Consider the following 19,474-nt stretch of genomic DNA (forward strand, 5'->3'; position numbering starts at 1 on the left):
AATGGCTAACAAAATGTTCAATTACCTGGACTTGTGCACTATCTCCAATATCCAATATCAATATTGTTGCGGTAATGTAGCATATTATTTTATTTTTTTTCCTTGACTGATATGTATGTAATAGATATAGCTGTCGTTGCGCTATTTTACCCTTAGTAAAGTAAATTTTTGTAAATTTTTGTAGTTTCTTGGCTTAACCTTTCGGTCAAATGTAAAAAAAAATCTGGTTGTATTGGAGCTGGCAGCGATTTTCTAGCAGCACCTTTTTCTATTTTCCAGGTATCATTATCACTTAATGATGGATCGTAATGACCATCTACAAAAACTAACCTACAAGCATCAATTTTCAAAATTAAAGCATCTATATCTCTATTGGTAATAGAGGCAGCAATAAAATAATAAAATTGTGCGAAAAGAAACCTTCAATCGGGGTATATTTCCAATGTTCGGGTTTACTACACGTAGGTAGTCCCAGATATTTTACATTTTTCCAGTGCTAGTAAAAATCAGCAAAGTGCGCTGAACTTTGACTCATGAATAATTGTTGCCACTAAGCTCTTGAATTATTTTTCTTTGGTAAGCCATCCATAGCCTTTTACTGTGGTCCAATTTTAGCATTTGCACCTGCAACAACGCTCTTTTAGTAACAAAATTAAGAATACCGCCCTCTCTTTTATTGCCAGAAAACCAGTTTTGTATCGTAGAATATTTTACTTTAGCATCTTTAAAAACAATAACTTCAACTATAGCAGCATGCAACTGATAGAACTACCTTCATCAGCAATAATGATAGTGCGTTAAAACTGACCTATGTTAGCAGAATTAATGCGAAAAAAATGAACAAAAAATAATACCTAGCTTTTCAAGCTTATTGCGATAAGTAGTTGATACTGAAACTGAATCAAAATAGTATCAACAGCAATATTTCTACCTTACGAACTGGTACTCCCAGCTTATTGAATGCCTGTTCTACTTTAGAAGTAAGATATTTTTTTACTTTTTTAGTACCAGAAGAATGTTGCACATCTTGCTGTAAATTACAATTATCATCACAAGCACTACAAATCTAGTGTAGATGCAGAATAGTAACTATAATCGTTATAGTCGATAGGATTATAATGAGCTTACCAGTGCGGTTCTTCCATTTTTAGCCAAGCAGAATAAGCATTTAGAAGAAATTCTATCTGATCTGGTAGCGCGTACTACATCTTCTCTTATACCATGCGCTAATTATTTTGTTGCTAATTTTGTAAAAAAACCTTCTTTATAAAAACTCTTATTTTTCATCAAGAATTTAGTAGCTTTATTAGTAGCTTTAATAGTTTCAATTTCAAGATAATATCATTATTGATGATTACCATATTTATCATTTAAATACCAAAACTTTTACCGCAACCACAGGTGGACTTAGCTTTTGGATTATTAAATTTAAATACGTAATTGACACCTTCCTGTATGTAATCTAGTACAGTGCCATCAATAAAAGGCATCGCTTTCATTGGCACATATAGTCTAGCACCATCATGCTCATAAACTATATCACTGCTATTAATTTGCGTAACTTTTTCCATAAAATATACGAGACCAGCACATCCAGATTTTTTAATACTAAAACGTAAACCAAGCATATTTGGATCAGCTTCTATTAATTTATTAATTTGACGTATAGCAGACTTTGTTAAAGTTACTCCTATCAAGATCTTTTTTTCAAGAGAAAATATTTTCATCTTATTATCATTTAATTGCATGATTGTTACCTAATAACGTTACAATAATTGTAATAGTATTATACTATTATCTTTTATTTTAAAATTACCAAATTATGATAATTTTAATTGATCAATATTTGTGAATCAACAAAGAAGTATTCTTATTTAATAATTTTATAGAATTTTCATTCCTCAAGTAGGCGTTAAATTTAATTTTTAAGTAAAAAATACATTTATCAATGATATCTGTAATTTCTTTTTCTTCAAGAGTATGATTTTTATTTTGTAAAATTAAGCTAATAGCTATGCTTTTAAAACCTTTTTTTATACCATACCATATATCGAATATAGTTATGTTAACTAATTGATTTCCAATAACTTTTTTACATTCGTTAATAATATCTGCAACAGCAACATTATCAGACACTACAATAGCTATATCCCGTCGATTAGCTGGAAATTTAGAAATATCAATTATTTTATGAACTTTACACTTAATAACTTTATCCCATAGAAACTCAAATACTAAAGTACGACTCTTTAAATTCAATTTAGCCTCAATTTCAGGATGAATCACACCAATGAAACCAATAAATTCCTTTTGAAAATAAATTGCTGCACTCTGACCTGGATGTAAAGCTGGGTGCTGTTGTACTCTAAATTCAATATCTTCTAATTTACCAAGAATATCAAATATTGCTTCAATATCGCCTTTAATGTCATAAAAATCTACTAATTTTTGTTCCTTATCCCAGTATTCATTGAATAGAGTACCAGTAATTACTCCAGCAAACATAAAATCTTGACGAATTCCAATTTCATTTTTATTATCAGGAATGAAACAAAATCCGCTTTCAAATAAACGTATCCGTTGTTGCTGGCGATTCTGATTATAAATTAACGTATCAATAAGTCCGGTCCATAACGACAACCGCATAACAGACCTATTTGATGAAATAGGACTTTGTAGTACCAAGGGTACCTGATACGGATGAAACAGAGCTTGTTTTTTAGGATCAACAAAACTATAGATAATAGTTTCCTGATAGCCTCGATCTACCAGTAACATTTTTACTCTTGCTAGCTGCAGTGATTCACTAGAAGGTGATATTGTTAAATTAGCACGTACTGGGACACTAGGAATCATATTATAACCGTATAATCTTGCAATTTCTTCTATTAAATCTTCTTCAATAGATATATCAAAACGCCATATTGGCGCTGTAACTTGCCAGTAGTCTTCCTTGGTGTATCTTCTAACTTTGCAACCAATACGGGTTAAAAGATCGTTAACATCATCATTTTTGATAATATGTCCAATTATCCTATCTAGTTTTTTTCTGTGTAAAATTATAGTATTTGACTGTATAATTTTGGATGTTATATCCATAACTGGTCCAGGTTGTCCACCACAAATAGCTACTAATAGTTCTGTAACTCGCTCTATAGCTAGCTGTTGCATAGTTGGATCTACACCTCGTTCGTAACGATGTAGAGTATTAGTACGTAATTTATAGCGACGGGCAGCACCAGTTATAATTAAAGGATTGAAGAATGCACATTCTAAAAATAAATTACATGTAGATGAATAATTAATACAAGAATTAGCACCTACTATAATTCCTGCTATTGATAAAACTTTACTGTAGTCAGCAATAACTAACGTATCAGAAGTTAAAGTAATGTTACTACCATTAACTAATGTTAATAGTTCATTTTTTCTTGCATACCTAACTAAAATACCGCTTTCAATGCTATCAAAATCAAAAATATGTGTTGGTTGTCCTAGTTCTAATAGAACATAATTAGTAATATCAATTATAGCGTCTATCGACTGATAGCCGCAGCGACGTAATTTTTCTTTCATCCATAATGGTGTTCTGATGTTGATGTTTATATTTTTAACTATTCTTCCTAAATAGCGAGGACAGGCATCAGCAACGTCCACACCAATAAATATCTTATCGTTGATAACTGGTAATACTGTATTATTGATAGTTTTTTTTAAATTTATACGATTAAAAACTGATATCTCGCGGGCAATGCCCAACAATCCTAAGCAATCTGTACGATTTGGCGTTATGTTTATATCAAGAATGTTATCTTCAAGCTGAAGATATTCACGAATATCTTTGCCTATTGGTGCATCTTCTGGTAGTTCTATTATGTAGTTATTATTTCCCTCAATACCTAATGTAGGAAATGAGCACAGTATACCTTCTGAAACAAAATTTGATTTTTTAAAAGTTACAGGAAGTACAGCACCTGTAGTTGCTACAGCAACTATTAAATTTTTGCGGCAATTTTTAGCTTCACAGGCAATATTATGTAGTATTTTATCACCAATATCTACTGTAGTAATAAATAATTTATCATTATTGATGTGTGGCCTGCATTCTACAATTTTTCCAATTACCACTCCAGTAAAATTTCCGGCAACTGGTTCTATGCTGTTAACTTCTAGTCCAGCCATAGTCATTTGATCTGCCAAGGTGTTACTATCTATTGCCAGGTTCACCCATTCACGCAGCCAAAATTCACTGAATTTCATGTGGTGATTTTATCCTTATTTAAATTGTTTTAAAAAACGTAGATCATTTTCGAAAAATGCACGTAAATCTGTAATGTTATAATAAATCATTGTTAATCGTTCTATTCCTATGCCGAAGGCAAAACCAGAATATATATCTGGATCTATTCCAACATTACGTAATACATTTGGGTGTATCATGCCGCAGCCCATAACTTCAAGCCAATTACCTTTTTTTCTCATAAGGTCTACTTCTGCTGAAAGTTCCGTAAATGGAAAATAAGATGGACGGAAACGTATTTGTATATTTTCTGAAAAAAAATTACACAGAAAATCATGCAAGGTTCCTTTTAAATTAGTAAAACTGATATTAGTATCAATAATGAGTCCTTCAATCTGATGAAACATAGGAGTGTGTGTATAGTCGTAATCGTTACGGTACACTCTTCCTGACGAAATTATCCTAATTGGGGGCTTCTGCAATTTCATAATACGAATCTGTACACCAGATGTATGAGTACGTAATAATCTAGTATTATCTAACCAAAATGTATCTTTATTGGTACGAGCTGAATGATGCGATGGAATATTTAGTGCATCAAAATTATGATAAGTATCTTCTATTTCAGGACCGGTTACTACCGAAAAACCTAATGTACCGAAAAAATATTCAATACGAGCAATGGTATCAGATATTGGATGAAGACCTCCGTTTTCCATACGTCGTCCTGGCAGCGATATATCTAAAGTATCATTTGCTAGTTTTATATCAAAAGTCAATTTTTCTAAAATAATTTTTCTTTTATTTAGTTCTTTTTTAAATTCCTGCTTTACTTTGTTTAATATAGCACCTACGAAAGGTCTTTCTTCAGGAGCTAAATTACGCAAATTATTAATTTCCTGAGAAAAAAAACCTTTTTTACCTAAATATTTGATGCGTATTGAATCTAATGTAGTAGTATCCTGAGACTGTTCAATTTCTTTTTTAGCCTGCGCAACCAAATCTTCAATTTTTGGCATTACTTCCTCTAGATAAAAAAGTTATTACGTTAACGCTCCTTTTGCTTTATCTACTAAAACCGTAAAAGAAGATTTATCAAATACGGCTATATCAGCTAATATTTTACGATCAATATTAATTGATGCTTGTTTAAGTTTATTTATAAACTTGCTATAACAAATATTGTTTTGACGAGCTGCGGCGTTAATACGAGTAATCCACAATTTACGGAACTGACGTTTTTTTTGACGTCGATCACGATAAGCGTATTGACCTGCTTTTGTAACTGCCTGAAAGGCAACTCTATAAATTCGAGAACGAGCACCATAGTAACCTTTTGCTTTTTTTAATATTTTTTTGTGACGTGCACGTGCTACCACACTACGTTTTACGCGAGCCATATAATATTATAATATCTCCTGAAATTTTTATTCAATTCTTCATAAGATTATGTGTCTGTCAGACCAGACAACGCATAACTAAACCTAAATCACTTTTAGAAACCATAGTTTTTTGATGCAGATGACGCTTACGTTTAGTTGCTTTTTTAGTAAGAATATGACGCATATTAGCATGTTTACGTTTAAAACCTCCTGAAGCAGTTTTTTTAAAACGCTTTGCAGCACCACGTACTGACTTAATTTTTAGCATAAAATTTATTCCTAATAGGAACTGAATATTATTTAGGTCTTACACTGTTTCTTTGGTGCAAGAAACATAATCATCTGTCTTCCTTCAATATTGGAAGGAAAAGATTCTACAAAAGCTATTTCACTCAAATCATTACAAATACGGTTGAGAACTTCAATACCAATATGCTGATGTGATATTTCCCGTCCTCTAAAACGCAGAATAATTTTAGCTTTGTCGCCTTCTTCAAGAAAGCGAATTAGGTTACGTATTTTTACCTGATAGTCATTTTTATCAGTACTAGGACGAAATTTAATTTCCTTAACCTGAATAACCTTTTGTTTTTTCTTTTGTTCTTTAGCTAATTTACTTTTTTCATAAATAAATTTTCCGTAATCCATAATTCTGCAAACTGGAGGATCTGCATTGGGGCTGACTTCAATTAAATCAACACCAGCTTCCTCAGCTTTTTCAATTGCTTCATTTATACTAACAATACCAATTTGCCTACCATCTATATCTGTTAGACGAACCTCTGCGTTACGTATTTCTCTGTTAATACGATTAGAACGCATAGATTGAATTCTTTTTCCGCCTTTAATACTTTATTCCTCCAGTTGATAAATATTATAGTTAGCAATTTCTTGCTTCAATTTTGCAATAAAATCTTTGACATTAATTCTACCTAGATCTTTACCGCGGTTTGTACGTACTGCAACATTGCTTGTTGCCATTTCTTTATCTCCACATACCAGCATGTAAGGTACTCTACGTAATGTGTGTTCACGAATTTTAAGTCCTATTGTTTCATTTCTCAAATCTGCTTTTACTCTAATACCTTCTGCTGACAATTGTTCCGTTAATTTTGCAACATATATTGATTGATTATCAGTAATGTTCATTACAACTACCTGCAAAGGAGCCATCCAGGTAGGGTAAAAACCAGCATATTCTTCTGTTAAAATACCAATAAATCGTTCTATTGAACCTAATATAGCTCTATGTATCATAACAGGAGCTGTTCGTACATTATTTTCTCCAATATAGAAAGCATTCAAACGACCAGGAAGAGAAAAATCTAGTTGTACAGTACCACATTGCCAGGATCTATCTAAACAATCAAGAAGTGTAAATTCAATTTTGGGACCATAAAAAGCCCCATCTCCAGGTTTATATTCAAAAGTAATATTATTCTCAATTAGCGCAGTAGCTAAATAATGCTCTGCGCGGTTCCAAGTATCATCATTGCCGATACGCTTTTCTGGACGGGTAGATAGTTTAACCAATATATTTTCAAATCCAAATGTACTATATACATTATACACCATTTTGATGCAATTGTTTACTTCATCTTGTATTTGATCTTCAGTACAGAAAATATGAGCATCATCTTGAGTAAAACCACGCACTCGCATCAATCCGTGTAGCGATCCTGAAGGCTCATTACGGTGACAACTACCAAATTCTGCCATCCGTACCGGAAGGTCGCGATAAGACTTTAATCCTTGATTAAAAATCAACACGTGGCCAAGGCAATTCATTGGTTTAATACAATATTCACGATTTTCTGATGAAGTAGTGAATATATTTTCAGCGTAATTATCCCAGTGGCCTGTTTTTTCCCATAATACTCGATCTATCATAAAAGGTCCTTTTACTTCTTGATACTGATATAATTTAAGTTTACTACGTATAAAAGATTCTAGTTCTTTAAAAATAGTCCAACCATCATTATGCCAGAATACCATACCTGGAGCATCTTCTTTTATATGATAGAGGTCAAGCTGTTTACCAATTTTACGATGATCACGCTTAACTGCCTCTTCTAATTGTTGCAAATAAGTATTTAACTTTTTTTTATTCTCCCAAGCAGTGCCGTAAATACGTTGTAGCATTTTGTTTTTGTTATTACCGCGCCAGTATACTCCTGAAATTTTTTCAATAGAAAAATTATGGCAAAAACGTATATTAGGAACATGTATTCCACAACATATATCTATATATTCTTCGTAATGATATAATTCTAAATAAGTATTACGACTAATCTCTTCATCTAAAAACGCTACTTTATAATCTTCTCCTCTATTTATAAAAATATCTCTAGCCTGCTTCCAGCTAACTTTTTCCTTAATAATATCATAGTTTTTTTCTGCTAGTTTATGCATCCTTATTTCTAATAAATTTAGATCATTTTTAGTTAGAGAAATATCTCTATCAATATCATAATAAAAACCTTTATCGATAATAGATCCTATTACCATTTTTGTATTTGGCCACAATTGTTTTATAGCATGTCCTAATAAATGAGCACAGGAGTAGCGAATAATTTCTAAACTAACTTCATCTTTAGCAGTAAAAATAACAATTTCGGCATTGTGATCAATAATATCAACAGCATCTACTAGTTTTCCGTTAACGCTACCTGCAATACAATACTTTGCTAATTTGGGACAGATATCTCTAGCAATATCAATTGTAGAAACAGGATTTGCAAACTTACGCTGAATTCCACTAGGAAGAGTTATAACCAACATACTGATTTCCTTATAGTATTTATTATCAGTAAAAACGTTATATATCATGATTATTGCATAAGAATTTTTCTTATTAGCTATTTTTATTTTGGACGTAAAGTAGGAAATAAAATTACGTCATTAATGGTATGATTATTAGTTAATAACATAATTAGGCGATCAATACCGATACCTAAACCTGCAGTAGGCGGCAAACCGTATTCGAGAGCAGTTATATAGTCTTCATCATAAAACATAGCTTCATCGTCGCCGTTTTTTTTTGCCTTAGCTTGCGCTAATAAGCGCTCAGCTTGATCTTCAGCATCGTTAAGCTCTGAAAAACCGTTACCAATCTCACGGCCACATATGAAAAATTCAAAACGATCTGATAAAAAATGGTTTTCGTCATTGCGTCGTGCCAGCGGCGATACCTCAGCTGGATAGGCAGTAATAAATGTTGGTTGTATCAGATAATTTTTAGTTTTTTTTTCAAAAATCTCTGTCTGTAACCTACCAAGACCCCAACTTTTATTTATCTTTATTCCTAAATATTCAGCGATATTTGTAGCAGATATCATGTTTTCTATCATTTGAGGCCTAATTTCTGGGCAATAATGGCATATTGCCTCCTTCATTGTTATCTGCTTAAATTTTTTGCTAAAATCTAATTTTTTATCACCATAATAAATCAAGTTTGTTCCTAGTACTTTTTTTGTTAAAGTTTTAAAAAACTTTTCAACAAATAGAATTAAGTCAAGATAATCAGCATAGGCTATATAAAGTTCCAACATAGTAAACTCAGGATTATGTCGTGGAGATAATCCTTCATTGCGAAAGTTACGGTTAATTTCAAATACACGTTCAAAACCTCCTATTACTAATCTTTTTAAATAAAGTTCTGGTGCTATACGTAAATACAGATCAATATCTAGTGCATTATGGTGTGTAATAAAAGGACGAGCGGTAGCACCACCAGGAATAGTTTGCATCATTGGCGTTTCTACTTCCATAAAATCATTATCTATCATAAAACGACGAATTTCTTCCATGATACGAGAACGAATTTTAAATGTTTTACGTGATTTTTCGTTAGTAATAAGATTAAGATAACGTTGTCGATATTTATTTTCTTGATCAGCTAACCCATGAAATTTATCAGGAAGTGGACGCATTGCTTTAGTTAAAAGTCTAATTTCTATGCAATGTACAGATAATTCTCCGGTACTTGTTTTGAATAAACGACCACGTGCTCCTATAATGTCTCCAAGATCCCATTTTTTGAAATGTTCGTTATAGTAAGTTTCATATATATCGTTACAGCTAATGTATAGCTGAATTTTTCCACCAATATCCTGCAAGGTAACAAATGATGCTTTTCCCATAATACGGCGGGTCATCATTCTACCAGCAATACTGACTTCTATATTTAAAGCTTTAAGCTCTTTATTATTTTTATTACCGTATTTGGTATATAGCTGGTTTGAAACAGCATTTTTTCGAAAATCATTAGGAAAAGCGATACCCTGCTGGCGCAGTAAGGTTAGTTTTTCATGACGCGAACGTAGTTCATTATTTTTTTTTTTAGAAATAGCACTATTATGTAAATGTTCAGACATATAAGTTCCTTATAGCCCTGCTTTAAGACTAGCTTCAATAAATTTATCCAAATTTCCATCTAGTACTGACTGAGCATTACGTGTTTCCATACCAGTACGGAGATCTTTAATTCGAGACTTATCAAGTACATACGAACGAATCTGACTACCCCAGCAGATATCAGATTTATTTTCTTCAATAGCTTTTTTTTCAGCATTTTTTTTCTGTAGCTTAAATTCATATAGTTTAGCTTTCAGCTGTTTTATTGCTTGATCTTTATTTTTATGTTGGGAGCGATCGCTTTGGCATTGAGTAACAATATTAGTAGGCAAATGGGTAATTCTAACTGCAGACTCGGTCCTATTAACATGCTGACCACCAGCACCTGAGGCACGGTAAACATCAATGCGTAATTCTGTTGGCTTAATCTCTATATCAATATCATCGTCTATTTCTGGATAAACAAAAGCAGAGCTAAAAGATGTATGGCGTTGTCTACCAGAATTAAATGGACTTTTACGTACTAAACGATGTACACCAGTTTCAGTCCGTAACCAACCGTAAGCATATGGTCCTATTACCTTAATAGTAACTGATTTAATACCAACTACTTCTCCTTCTGATTCTTCTATTATTTTAGTTTTAAAACCATGATATTCTGACCAGCGCAAATACATTCTAAGCAGCATACTTGCCCAGTCCTGCGCTTCAGTTCCACCAGATCCTGCTTGAATATCTACATAGCAATCAGCACTATCGTACTTTCTAGAAAACATCTTGCTAAATTCTAACTGTCCTAATTTAACTTCTAAACTAGATAGTTCCCTTTTAAGTTCTATAAATATTTCTTTTTCGTCGTCTTCTGACGCTATTTTGAATATATCAGTGATATTTTCTAAATCATGGATAAACTGATCAATAGTTTTAACAATATTTTCTAGATATGAACGCTCTTTTACCAAAAATTTTGCCAATTTTGGATTTTGCCATATTTCTGGTTGTTCCAACTTTATTTTTAATTCTGCAAGACGTTCCTTTTTAATATCATGATTAAAGATACCCCCTTATAAAGGTTATTCTTTCTGATATATTTTTAATGTGGTTTTTTACTAAATTAATTTCAAACATAAAATAATGTTCTCCTTCCAGCTAGCATTAGCAGCAGCTATCGCTATTAGCTAAAATAATACTAGTGTAATTATTTACAAATAGAAATAATTACTTAAATTGCTTTTATGCAATGTTTGGAAAAATTATGATAAAAGTAAATTTAAATAGATGCTGATGATGTTTTTAATTTTATCGTAATAAGATAAAAATTTATTGTATCCCCTAACTATATTAAGCGCCATTAAGGCCGTTTTTGTATCCAAAACTTTACGTAATTGAGATATATTTTGTATTTTTTTCATGATTTCAAGCCAACGATCATATCGCATTTTGCAAACCAATTAAGGCAGTAGGAGAGTCTTTAACTACATATTCTACTTTAATACCATTTGTACCTTTTTTAAATTTACTGGCACCATATAGCGCTGGTGTAATAATATCTTCGCTGTTTCTAGCAATAGATACACTATCATCAAGAATTACTAATGTAATTTGTAATTTGCTATTTCTTATAAAACCAATTTTTATAGTTTTTCCAGGAGCTGTTGTACCAACTTTCACTCTTAGTTCAGCAAAACTAAGAATAGGTTTATCTTCTACAGATACGATAATATCTCCAGCTTTAATACCAGCCTTAGCTGCAGCAGAATTGGGCAATACTTCGCTAACGAAAGCGCCCCTATGGACTTCAATATTAAATGTTTTAGCAATCTCTGCAGTTAGCTCAGTGCCTTTTATTCCCAGTTGACCGCGTTTAACTTTTCCATATTCAATTAGTTGCTGACTTAGTTTTTTAACAATATTGCTAGGTATGGCGAAACCAATACCTATATTTCCACCTCCTGGTGCTATAATAGCAGTATTAATACCTATTAACTCGCCATTAAGGTTAACTAGCGCACCACCTGAATTACCGCGATTGATAGAAGCATCAGTCTGAATAAAATTTTCTAAACCTTCTATATTAAGGCCGCTACGTCCTAGAGCAGATACAATACCTGATGTTGCAGTCTGGCCAAGACCAAATGGATTACCTACTGCTACTGCAAAATCTCCTACTTGTAGAGCATCAGAATCTGCTATAGTTATTTCGCTAAGATTTTTAGGATCTGATAATTGCAGTAACGCAAGATCTGTTTTTTCGTCATTACCAACAAGTTTAGCGTTAAATTCACAACCACCATTTAACTGTACTTTGATCTTATCTGCTCCATTGACTACATGATTGTTAGTGATTACATAGCCCTTTACTGCATTAATAATAACTCCTGAACCTAATCCTTCGAATTGGCGCATTAAACCATTACTTCCTTGATTATCAGGATAGAAAAAATATCTAAATTCATTGGGAAGCATGGGACGTCGTACAGGTTTTGATCCTTCAACATGAACGCTTACTACCGCAGGTAGAACTTTTGTCAACATTGGTGCTAAGCTAGGTAGAGAAGATTGCCTAGTTACTTCTATTGGCAATACCGTAGCTGAAAATAAAAGTAAAATAATTCCTATACTTTTAAATAATAGAGATATAAATGGAAATTTTATTTTCATTATGATGCTAACTCACATTCAATTACCAAATGATGTCATCATTATAATCATTTTGCAGGTTACATAAAAGTTTAACTACAATTGCGAGTTCATAGATAGGATACGGTGTTCTAAAAAAATTCTAATTAAAAAATTAAAAAAGAGATAATTCACCTTTATTTTGAGTATTATAAAATTTATCTTAAATAAGGTTTCTAATATTTGATAGATATACTAATAACTTATTGAAACTATTTTCATTTGATTGAAACTATTTTCATTATACAGATATGGTAGTTGACTATAAAGTCAGATCAGCAATAAATAAAATATTAAATTAAAAATTAATTTTTATTAATATCAATTTTTGATTTTTTAACATAAAAAAAGTAGAATAATAGTAAAAATATTCTTTTTTTTAGAAATTAATTGCTTATAATTTTATAATTAGGCTAAAAATAGAAAAATAAGTTTTCTGAATTAAAATTTATTGAAAATACACTTTATTAACTAACGTGTAACTTATAGGTAACCTTTTATGAAAACTTTTATAGTAAAACCAAACATGGTTAAACATGACTGGTATATTATTGATGCTAAAGAAAAAATTCTTGGTCGTATTGCTACCGAGATAGCTTTTAGATTACGTGGTAAGCATAAAGCAGAATATACGCCTCATGTAGATATTGGTGATTATATTATCGTATTAAATGCTGAAAAAGTAGTAGTTAGTGGTAACAAAAATAATGATAAAATTTACTATCATTATACTGGTTATGTAGGTGGTATTAAAAAATCTAATTTTAAAGATATGATTGCTCGTAATTCTAAGCTAGTTATTGAAATTGCTGTTAAAGGTATGTTACCAACAGGACCTTTAGGTCGTGCTATGTTTCGTAAACTAAAAGTATACGAAGGTACTGAACACAACCATTCTGCACAAAAACCTAAAGTTCTAAATATTTAATTGGAATTATAAATTATGGTTATAAATCAATATTATGGTACTGGTCGCCGTAAAAGTTCCTCTGCTCGTGTTTTTATTAAAGATGGTAATGGTAACATTATTATTAACAAACGAAGTTTAGATCAGTACTTTGGTCTAGAAACTACTAGAATTAGGGTTTTTCAACCACTAGAATTAGTAAATATGAAAGGTAAATTAGATATCTATATTACCGTTAAAGGAGGTGGTATATCTGGTCAAGCAGGAGCTATTCGTCATGGAATTACCCGTGCATTGATAGAATATGACGAAAAATTACGTCCTTATTTTAGAAAAGCTGGTTTTGTTACTCGTGACTCACGTCACGTTGAACGTAAAAAATTCGGTTTGCACAAATCACGTAAACGTCCACAGTTTTCGAAACGTTAAAAAGCTAAATAAAATTAGCTATATTTGTTATGTGATGTGTATTATTTAAACATACTAAATATCCTAAATATCTTTTAGCAGATTCCTTACTAGGTTGCAATAGCAAGAAACTACCAAAATTAATTTAACAAACCGTAATTAATAACAGCTTAGTAAATGCATAATTATGTTTATTGTACTAGCTATTCTCTTTTTTAAGAGAAATAAAATTATCTAATTGCTGATACACGAAAATTATTTTTTTTTAAAAAAAAATTTTGGTATTCTAAATATGAATCAATATCAGGAAATAAATATTTCTGCATCAACATTATATATAGTACCTACTCCTATTGGAAATTTGGGAGATATTACTTATAGATCTCTTTCTGTATTACAGGGTGTTGATATTATTGCTGCTGAAAATACCCGTAATACTGGTTTTTTATTACAACATTTTGCTATAAATGCAAAATTATTTACGTTTCATAATTATAATGAAAAGCAAAGAACCAAAATTTTATTAGAGCAGCTCCAAAATGGAAAAAGTATAGCGTTGGTTTCAGATGCAGGTACACCACTTATTAATGATTCTGGATATCATCTTGTGCGTATTTGTCATGAGTGTAGTATCCGCATAGTGCCATTACCAGGAGCTTGTGCAGCTATTACTGCGCTATCAGCTTCTGGTCTTCCCTCTAATCGTTTTTGTTATGAAGGTTTTATTCCAGCGAAACGTAAAGCACGCCTTGATTTTTTACAATATCTGGCTAAAGAATCGCGTACGATGATTTTTTATGAGTCTACACATAGACTACTAGAAAGTTTGGCAGATATGGTTATTGTATGGGGTTCTTTGCGCTATATTGTTCTAGCAAGGGAATTGACCAAGACCTGGGAAACAATTTATGGAGCACCTGTTGCTAAACTTATCAGTTGGATACATGAGGATAAAATGCGTTGTCGCGGCGAAATATCGCTTATTGTCAAAGGTTATCAAGAACAAAAAAATGTGTTGTATCCAAAATATTTACGTACCTTATCGCTGTTACTAGAAGAATTACCGTTAAAAAAAGCAGTATCGATGGTAGCTAAACTTCACAGTGTAAAGAAAAACATAATGTATCGATGTGCTCTTGATTTGCAAAAAAAGCGTAATTTGGCACATTTTCATAGAAAATAATCTTATTATTAATATATAATAAGTTTTAGAGTTGACCAGACAGTCGCTGCTTTACTTTAACGTAAGGAAAGTAGAGGAAAGTCCGGGCTCCATTGGGTATGGGTGCCAGGTAACTCCTGGGAGGTGTAAATCTGCGACAAGTGCAACAGAAAATAAACCGCCGATGGACCATAAAATGGGATCAGGTAAAGTTGAAAAGGTGTGGTAAGAGCGCACCGCGCTACTGGTAACAGTTTGCGGCAATGTAAACTCCACCCGGAGCAAAGCCAAATAGTGGTTCATATAGTACGGCCCGTACTTGAACCAGGGTAGGCTGCTTGAGCTATTGTGCGAACGATAGCCTAGATGAATGACTGTCCACGACAGAACCCGGCTTAACGGTCAACTCTAAAAAAGAAAGATTATCTAGGCGTATATATGTGTATTGTACACTACGTGCTTATTTAAACAAATTATTATGTTTGATTGTGCATCAATGCATATAATCACACCAAAAATATATCAACACTGAATATTTATTACGCCCTACTGGATTCGGACCAGTGACCTACGGCTTAGAAGGCCGTTGCTCTATCCAGCTGAGCTAAGGGCGCACAAATTTTATATCCCAAATATTAATTTTTAGTTTTTAAGTCAATAGCTTATTGCTTTTGTATTTTTACATTAAATAAAAAAGCAACTTTGCTCAATTTTAAAATGCAGTATAATAAAAGCTATTTCTCTATCTAATAGAGTTACAGATAGATGTATGAATCGATTATATTTAGTTACGACGCCAGGTAGTACCTTTATGGTTATCTTCTAGAACAATACCTAGCATATTTAATTTATCTCTTATTTGATCTGCTATTGCCCACTGTTTGCAATTTCTAGCTTTATTACGTTGCTTAATTAAAGCAGCAATTTGAATATTTTCATTATTATTTACTTTATTTGATTTATCAGCTGTGTTTGCTTTTTGCTGTAAAAAAGTACCTGGATCTTGCTGTAATAAACCCAAAACACCAGCCAAATGTCGTAAAGTTGCTGCCATACCAGGCACTGCATCTGGATGTTGACTTTTTAGTCTATTAATTTCTCGTGCTATACTAAATAAAACAGCATAAGCTTCTGGTGTATTAAAATCGTCATCCATGGCAGCAATGAATTGCTCTACAAATTTTGTACCACCTGTAGGAGCAATTGTTGTATCAGTACCGCGTAAAGCAATATACAGACGTTCTATTGCTGCTCTAGCTTGTTTAATATTCTCTTTGCTGTAATTAAGTTGATTGCGATAATGACCAGATATTAAGAAATAACGTATAGTTTCAGCATCGTAATTTTGCAAAACATCACGTACAGTAAAAAAGTTTCCTGTTGATTTTGACATTTTATTACCATTAACCATTACCATACCGGAATGCATCCATATATTAACGTAAGGGCCGTTGTGGATACAAGTGGACTGTGCAATTTCATTTTCATGATGCGGAAAAATTAAATCAGAACCACCACCATGAATATCAAAATGATAACCAAGGTGCTTAATATTCATAGCTGAACATTCAATATGCCAACCAGGTCTGCCTTTTCCCCATGGAGATTGCCAACTAGGTTCACCATACTTCGACATTTTCCACAACACAAAATCTATGGGATTTTTTTTTACTTTATTAACTTCTGTGCAAGAAAAAACTTGAAGTTGCTCTATATTTTGTTGGGAAAGTAGGCCATAATTATTTTGTGTCTTAACAGAAAACATAATATCTCCATTATAGGCAACATAGGCATGTTTTTTTTCTATTAGCTTACTAACCATCTCAATTATTGCATCTATATAGTGTGTGGCGCGAGGCTCATTATCTGGACGTAAAATATTAAGTATCTCAAAATCTCTATGCATCTCCAAAATCATGCTTTCTGTAAGATGTTGAACTGTATCACCTTTTTCAGTAGCACGTTTTATAATTTTATCATCAATATCTGTAATATTACGTATATAATTTACATTAAAACCTCGATATCGTAGATATCGAGTAACAATATCAAAAAATACAAAAGTACGCCCATGTCCAATATGGCATAAATCATATACAGTAATTCCACAAACATATATACCAACTTTACTTGAAGATATAGGTTTAAATTTTTCTTTTTTGCGTGTAAGTGTATTAAAAATTTTAAGCATCAAAATTCTTCTATTATTTTAGTTTTTCTTTTTTTTATTTTCTTTTTTTAATGTGCGCTTTCAAAAAATTACAAATACAAATAAAAAAAAGCTATTAAATAAATGTATAATCAATATGATTCTTTATCAAAGAATAGAATGTCAGCGCTTTTCTTGCCTATATGTTTTCCTAATATTACTATCGGTGTTTTTTTAAAATTTTACACAATAGTGTGATTATTTTATTTATTGCAAACGAAAGTATTCATGCTAATTCAAAATGCTAATTTAGTTAATGCACATTACAGTTATAGAGCTAAATAGCTTTTTTAAATTTTTTGCAGTTGTTATGGTGGTTTAATAATTTTTTTAAAAAATTTAAAGTAATAAAAATATCTGTAATATCTGTAATTCAGAACTTAGAACTGTATTCTTTGTATTCTTTTTTGTATAAAATAAGTATTCTAATTACTACTAATTACTAGTTGTAAATTATTTTATACACTATTTATTATTTTTATTGTATTTGTTAAACCCAAATTTGGATAATTTTTCTAGTACACGGTTAGCAATTTTCTTATGTTGTAATGTTATTAATTGATCATTTTTATTTTTTTTAAGTTTTTTAGATCGAAGCAAAGCTGTTCTAGCCTGCAAAATATGCATTGTATCATCAGGCAAAATTTTATTTTCTACAAAAATATTAGCTGATGCAATCTGTATAATATTAAGATTTTGTTCTTCCACAGTTTGTTCTTCCACAGCAGTAGCTATTCGATAAAAAGAATTGAAAGATATTTGCATAATTTCAAATTTTTTTTTCTGATCTTCAGCACAGATCATCCTATCGGATAGGAATATATTACTAGTTAGAATATTGTTAGTTAGAATATTGTTATAATTTTTCTTAATTATTTTATGTATAATTTTATTTTTATTAATGTCAATGTTCGTTTTTTTTTTATTTAATCCATCTATTGTTACAGTTTCTCTAGAGAGAGAAATTTTTTTGTTAATAACAGAGCTAAATTTAGATGTTTTTTTTTCTGCACTAGCTGGTATAATTTTTGCTTGCATCGTGTTAGGATAAAAAGCTAATGCCCGTAGCAATGTTATCTCAACTCCTATCCGAGGATTAGGAGCAAAAGGAAGCTCTTTTCTTCCAATAAGTATAGTTTGGTAATATAGCTGTAACTCCTCTGGAGAAAGACGTTGAGCTAATTTTTGTAAACGTAACATTATATCATTATTTTCTTCATATTTTAACTGATCTTGCAATAGCTGTCCTATTGCGATGCGATGTAATAAATAAAGTATTTCAACTAGTAAATTTTCCCAATCTATGCCGCTTTTTGCGTATTTTGCAAGTTGTTTCAACATAGTACCGCCATCAGCCTTGGCAAGGGACTCAATAATAGTTAACGGTTGATCGGTATTTAACGTACCTAGCATTATATTTACCGTATCGGTACTTATCTTTCCTTGACCTATTAATATAGCCTGATCAGTTAGACTAAGAGCATCACGCATACTACCTGCAGCGGCGCGAGCTAATAACTGTAGTGCTTGCGGCTCAACAGCAATATTTTCTTTATGTAAAATTTTTGATAAATAATTTCGTATTTGCTCTATATCAATTGCCTTTAAATGAAATTGTAAACATCGAGAAATGATAGTTACTGGAATTTTCTGAGGATCAGTTGTAGCTAGTAAAAATTTAACATGTTCTGGAGGTTCTTCTAGTGTTTTCAACAGAGCGTTAAAACTATAACGTGACAGCATATGTACTTCATCTATTATATAGATCTTAAAGCGACCTCGTGTGGGAACATATTGTACGTTATCTATCAGTTCACGTGTATCTTCAACTTTAGTACGCGAAGCAGCATCAATTTCAATTAGATCTACAAAACAAGATTGCGCAATTTCGCGGCAATTTTGACACTGATCGCATGGACTATCAGTAATACCAATTTTGCAATTTAGTCCTTTTGCTAGCAGACGGGCAATAGTTGTTTTGCCAACACCGCGCATACCAGATAATAAATATGAATGATGGATCCTTCCTAATAAAATACTGTTTGCTAACGCCGTCAAAATATGTTTTTGACCGACTACGTCAGCAAATTTTTGGGGACGCCACTTACGGGCTAGCACTTGATAGTTCATA

Annotated in this window: 15 protein-coding genes, 1 tRNA gene, 1 other RNA gene and 2 pseudogenes; 4 read left to right on the top strand and 15 right to left on the bottom strand. The window is 31.9% G+C overall.

Annotated features, from left to right (window positions below; genetic code table 11):
- Positions 1–152 precede the first annotated feature (152 nt).
- The 12 genes and pseudogenes from TREMTM_RS01590 to TREMTM_RS00725 all read right to left on the bottom strand — a co-directional run bounded on the left by TREMTM_RS01590 (position 153) and on the right by TREMTM_RS00725 (position 12,639).
- Entirely contained in the window at positions 153–350 is a 198-nt protein-coding gene (locus TREMTM_RS01590) for a hypothetical protein (RefSeq protein WP_231893359.1), read from the bottom strand.
- Positions 351–606: 256 nt separating this feature from the next.
- Positions 607–1,287: pseudogene (locus TREMTM_RS01595) on the bottom strand (SufD family Fe-S cluster assembly protein); the annotation flags it as partial.
- A gap of 83 nt (positions 1,288–1,370) precedes the next feature.
- A complete protein-coding gene (sufA, locus tag TREMTM_RS00680) occupies positions 1,371–1,748 on the bottom strand; it encodes a Fe-S cluster assembly scaffold SufA (protein ID WP_083172363.1) in 378 nt (125 codons plus the stop codon).
- A 91-nt stretch (positions 1,749–1,839) separates the two neighbouring features.
- On the bottom strand, positions 1,840–4,260 hold the full coding sequence (gene pheT, locus TREMTM_RS00685; protein ID WP_083172364.1) for a phenylalanine--tRNA ligase subunit beta: 2,421 nt from the start codon (positions 4,258–4,260) through the stop codon (positions 1,840–1,842).
- Positions 4,261–4,275: 15 nt separating this feature from the next.
- On the bottom strand, positions 4,276–5,259 hold the full coding sequence (pheS, locus tag TREMTM_RS00690; protein ID WP_083172366.1) for a phenylalanine--tRNA ligase subunit alpha: 984 nt from the start codon (positions 5,257–5,259) through the stop codon (positions 4,276–4,278).
- Between the two features lie 24 nt (positions 5,260–5,283).
- The gene (gene rplT, locus TREMTM_RS00695; RefSeq protein ID WP_083172368.1) at positions 5,284–5,640 is read right to left on the bottom strand and encodes a 50S ribosomal protein L20; all 357 of its coding nucleotides are present in this window, start codon (positions 5,638–5,640) and stop codon (positions 5,284–5,286) included.
- 58 nt (positions 5,641–5,698) lie between these two features.
- Complete coding sequence (gene rpmI, locus TREMTM_RS00700; protein ID WP_083172370.1) at positions 5,699–5,890, bottom strand: 50S ribosomal protein L35; 192 nt, start codon at positions 5,888–5,890, stop codon at positions 5,699–5,701.
- A 32-nt stretch (positions 5,891–5,922) separates the two neighbouring features.
- Positions 5,923–6,471 carry a translation initiation factor IF-3 gene (infC, locus tag TREMTM_RS00705; RefSeq protein ID WP_083172372.1) on the bottom strand — a complete coding sequence of 183 codons (549 nt, stop codon included), beginning with the start codon at positions 6,469–6,471 and terminating at the stop codon, positions 5,923–5,925.
- Positions 6,472–6,474: 3 nt separating this feature from the next.
- Positions 6,475–8,403 (bottom strand): threonine--tRNA ligase, encoded by a 1,929-nt coding sequence (gene thrS / locus TREMTM_RS00710; protein WP_083172374.1) that lies wholly within the window; start codon positions 8,401–8,403, stop codon positions 6,475–6,477.
- 83 nt (positions 8,404–8,486) lie between these two features.
- Positions 8,487–9,998, bottom strand: a complete 1,512-nt coding sequence (gene lysS / locus TREMTM_RS00715) for a lysine--tRNA ligase (RefSeq protein WP_083172376.1) — start codon at positions 9,996–9,998, stop codon at positions 8,487–8,489.
- A 9-nt stretch (positions 9,999–10,007) separates the two neighbouring features.
- Positions 10,008–11,106, bottom strand: a protein-coding gene (gene prfB, locus TREMTM_RS00720; protein WP_156763239.1) for a peptide chain release factor 2 whose coding sequence is annotated in 2 segments (ribosomal slippage) — positions 10,008–11,030 and positions 11,032–11,106 — 1,098 coding nt in all. Because the reading frame shifts where the segments join, the coding sequence is not laid out codon by codon here.
- A 125-nt stretch (positions 11,107–11,231) separates the two neighbouring features.
- Positions 11,232–12,639: pseudogene (locus TREMTM_RS00725) on the bottom strand (Do family serine endopeptidase).
- A 517-nt stretch (positions 12,640–13,156) separates the two neighbouring features.
- On the opposite strand from TREMTM_RS00725, the gene rplM reads away from it, so the two are divergent.
- The 4 genes from rplM to rnpB all read left to right on the top strand — a co-directional run bounded on the left by rplM (position 13,157) and on the right by rnpB (position 15,548).
- The gene (gene rplM, locus TREMTM_RS00730) at positions 13,157–13,585 is read left to right on the top strand and encodes a 50S ribosomal protein L13 (RefSeq protein WP_083172378.1); all 429 of its coding nucleotides are present in this window, start codon (positions 13,157–13,159) and stop codon (positions 13,583–13,585) included.
- 15 nt (positions 13,586–13,600) lie between these two features.
- A complete protein-coding gene (rpsI, locus tag TREMTM_RS00735; protein WP_083172380.1) occupies positions 13,601–13,993 on the top strand; it encodes a 30S ribosomal protein S9 in 393 nt (130 codons plus the stop codon).
- Between the two features lie 271 nt (positions 13,994–14,264).
- On the top strand, positions 14,265–15,155 hold the full coding sequence (rsmI, locus tag TREMTM_RS00740; RefSeq protein WP_083172646.1) for a 16S rRNA (cytidine(1402)-2'-O)-methyltransferase: 891 nt from the start codon (positions 14,265–14,267) through the stop codon (positions 15,153–15,155).
- 27 nt (positions 15,156–15,182) lie between these two features.
- Positions 15,183–15,548, top strand: an RNA gene (gene rnpB / locus TREMTM_RS00745) — RNase P RNA component class A.
- 126 nt (positions 15,549–15,674) lie between these two features.
- On the opposite strand, the gene TREMTM_RS00750 is transcribed toward rnpB, so the two are convergent.
- The 3 genes from TREMTM_RS00750 to dnaX all read right to left on the bottom strand — a co-directional run bounded on the left by TREMTM_RS00750 (position 15,675) and on the right by dnaX (position 19,473).
- A tRNA-Arg gene (locus tag TREMTM_RS00750) sits at positions 15,675–15,748 on the bottom strand.
- Positions 15,749–15,918: 170 nt separating this feature from the next.
- On the bottom strand, positions 15,919–17,325 hold the full coding sequence (cysS, locus tag TREMTM_RS00755) for a cysteine--tRNA ligase (protein ID WP_083172382.1): 1,407 nt from the start codon (positions 17,323–17,325) through the stop codon (positions 15,919–15,921).
- 483 nt (positions 17,326–17,808) lie between these two features.
- Positions 17,809–19,473 carry a DNA polymerase III subunit gamma/tau gene (dnaX, locus tag TREMTM_RS00760; RefSeq protein ID WP_083172384.1) on the bottom strand — a complete coding sequence of 555 codons (1,665 nt, stop codon included), beginning with the start codon at positions 19,471–19,473 and terminating at the stop codon, positions 17,809–17,811.
- Between the last annotated feature and the right edge of the window lies 1 nt (position 19,474).

The sequence above is a fragment of the secondary endosymbiont of Trabutina mannipara genome (assembly GCF_900090215.1).
In the GTDB taxonomy this organism is placed as follows: Bacteria; Pseudomonadota; Gammaproteobacteria; order Enterobacterales; family Enterobacteriaceae; genus Mikella.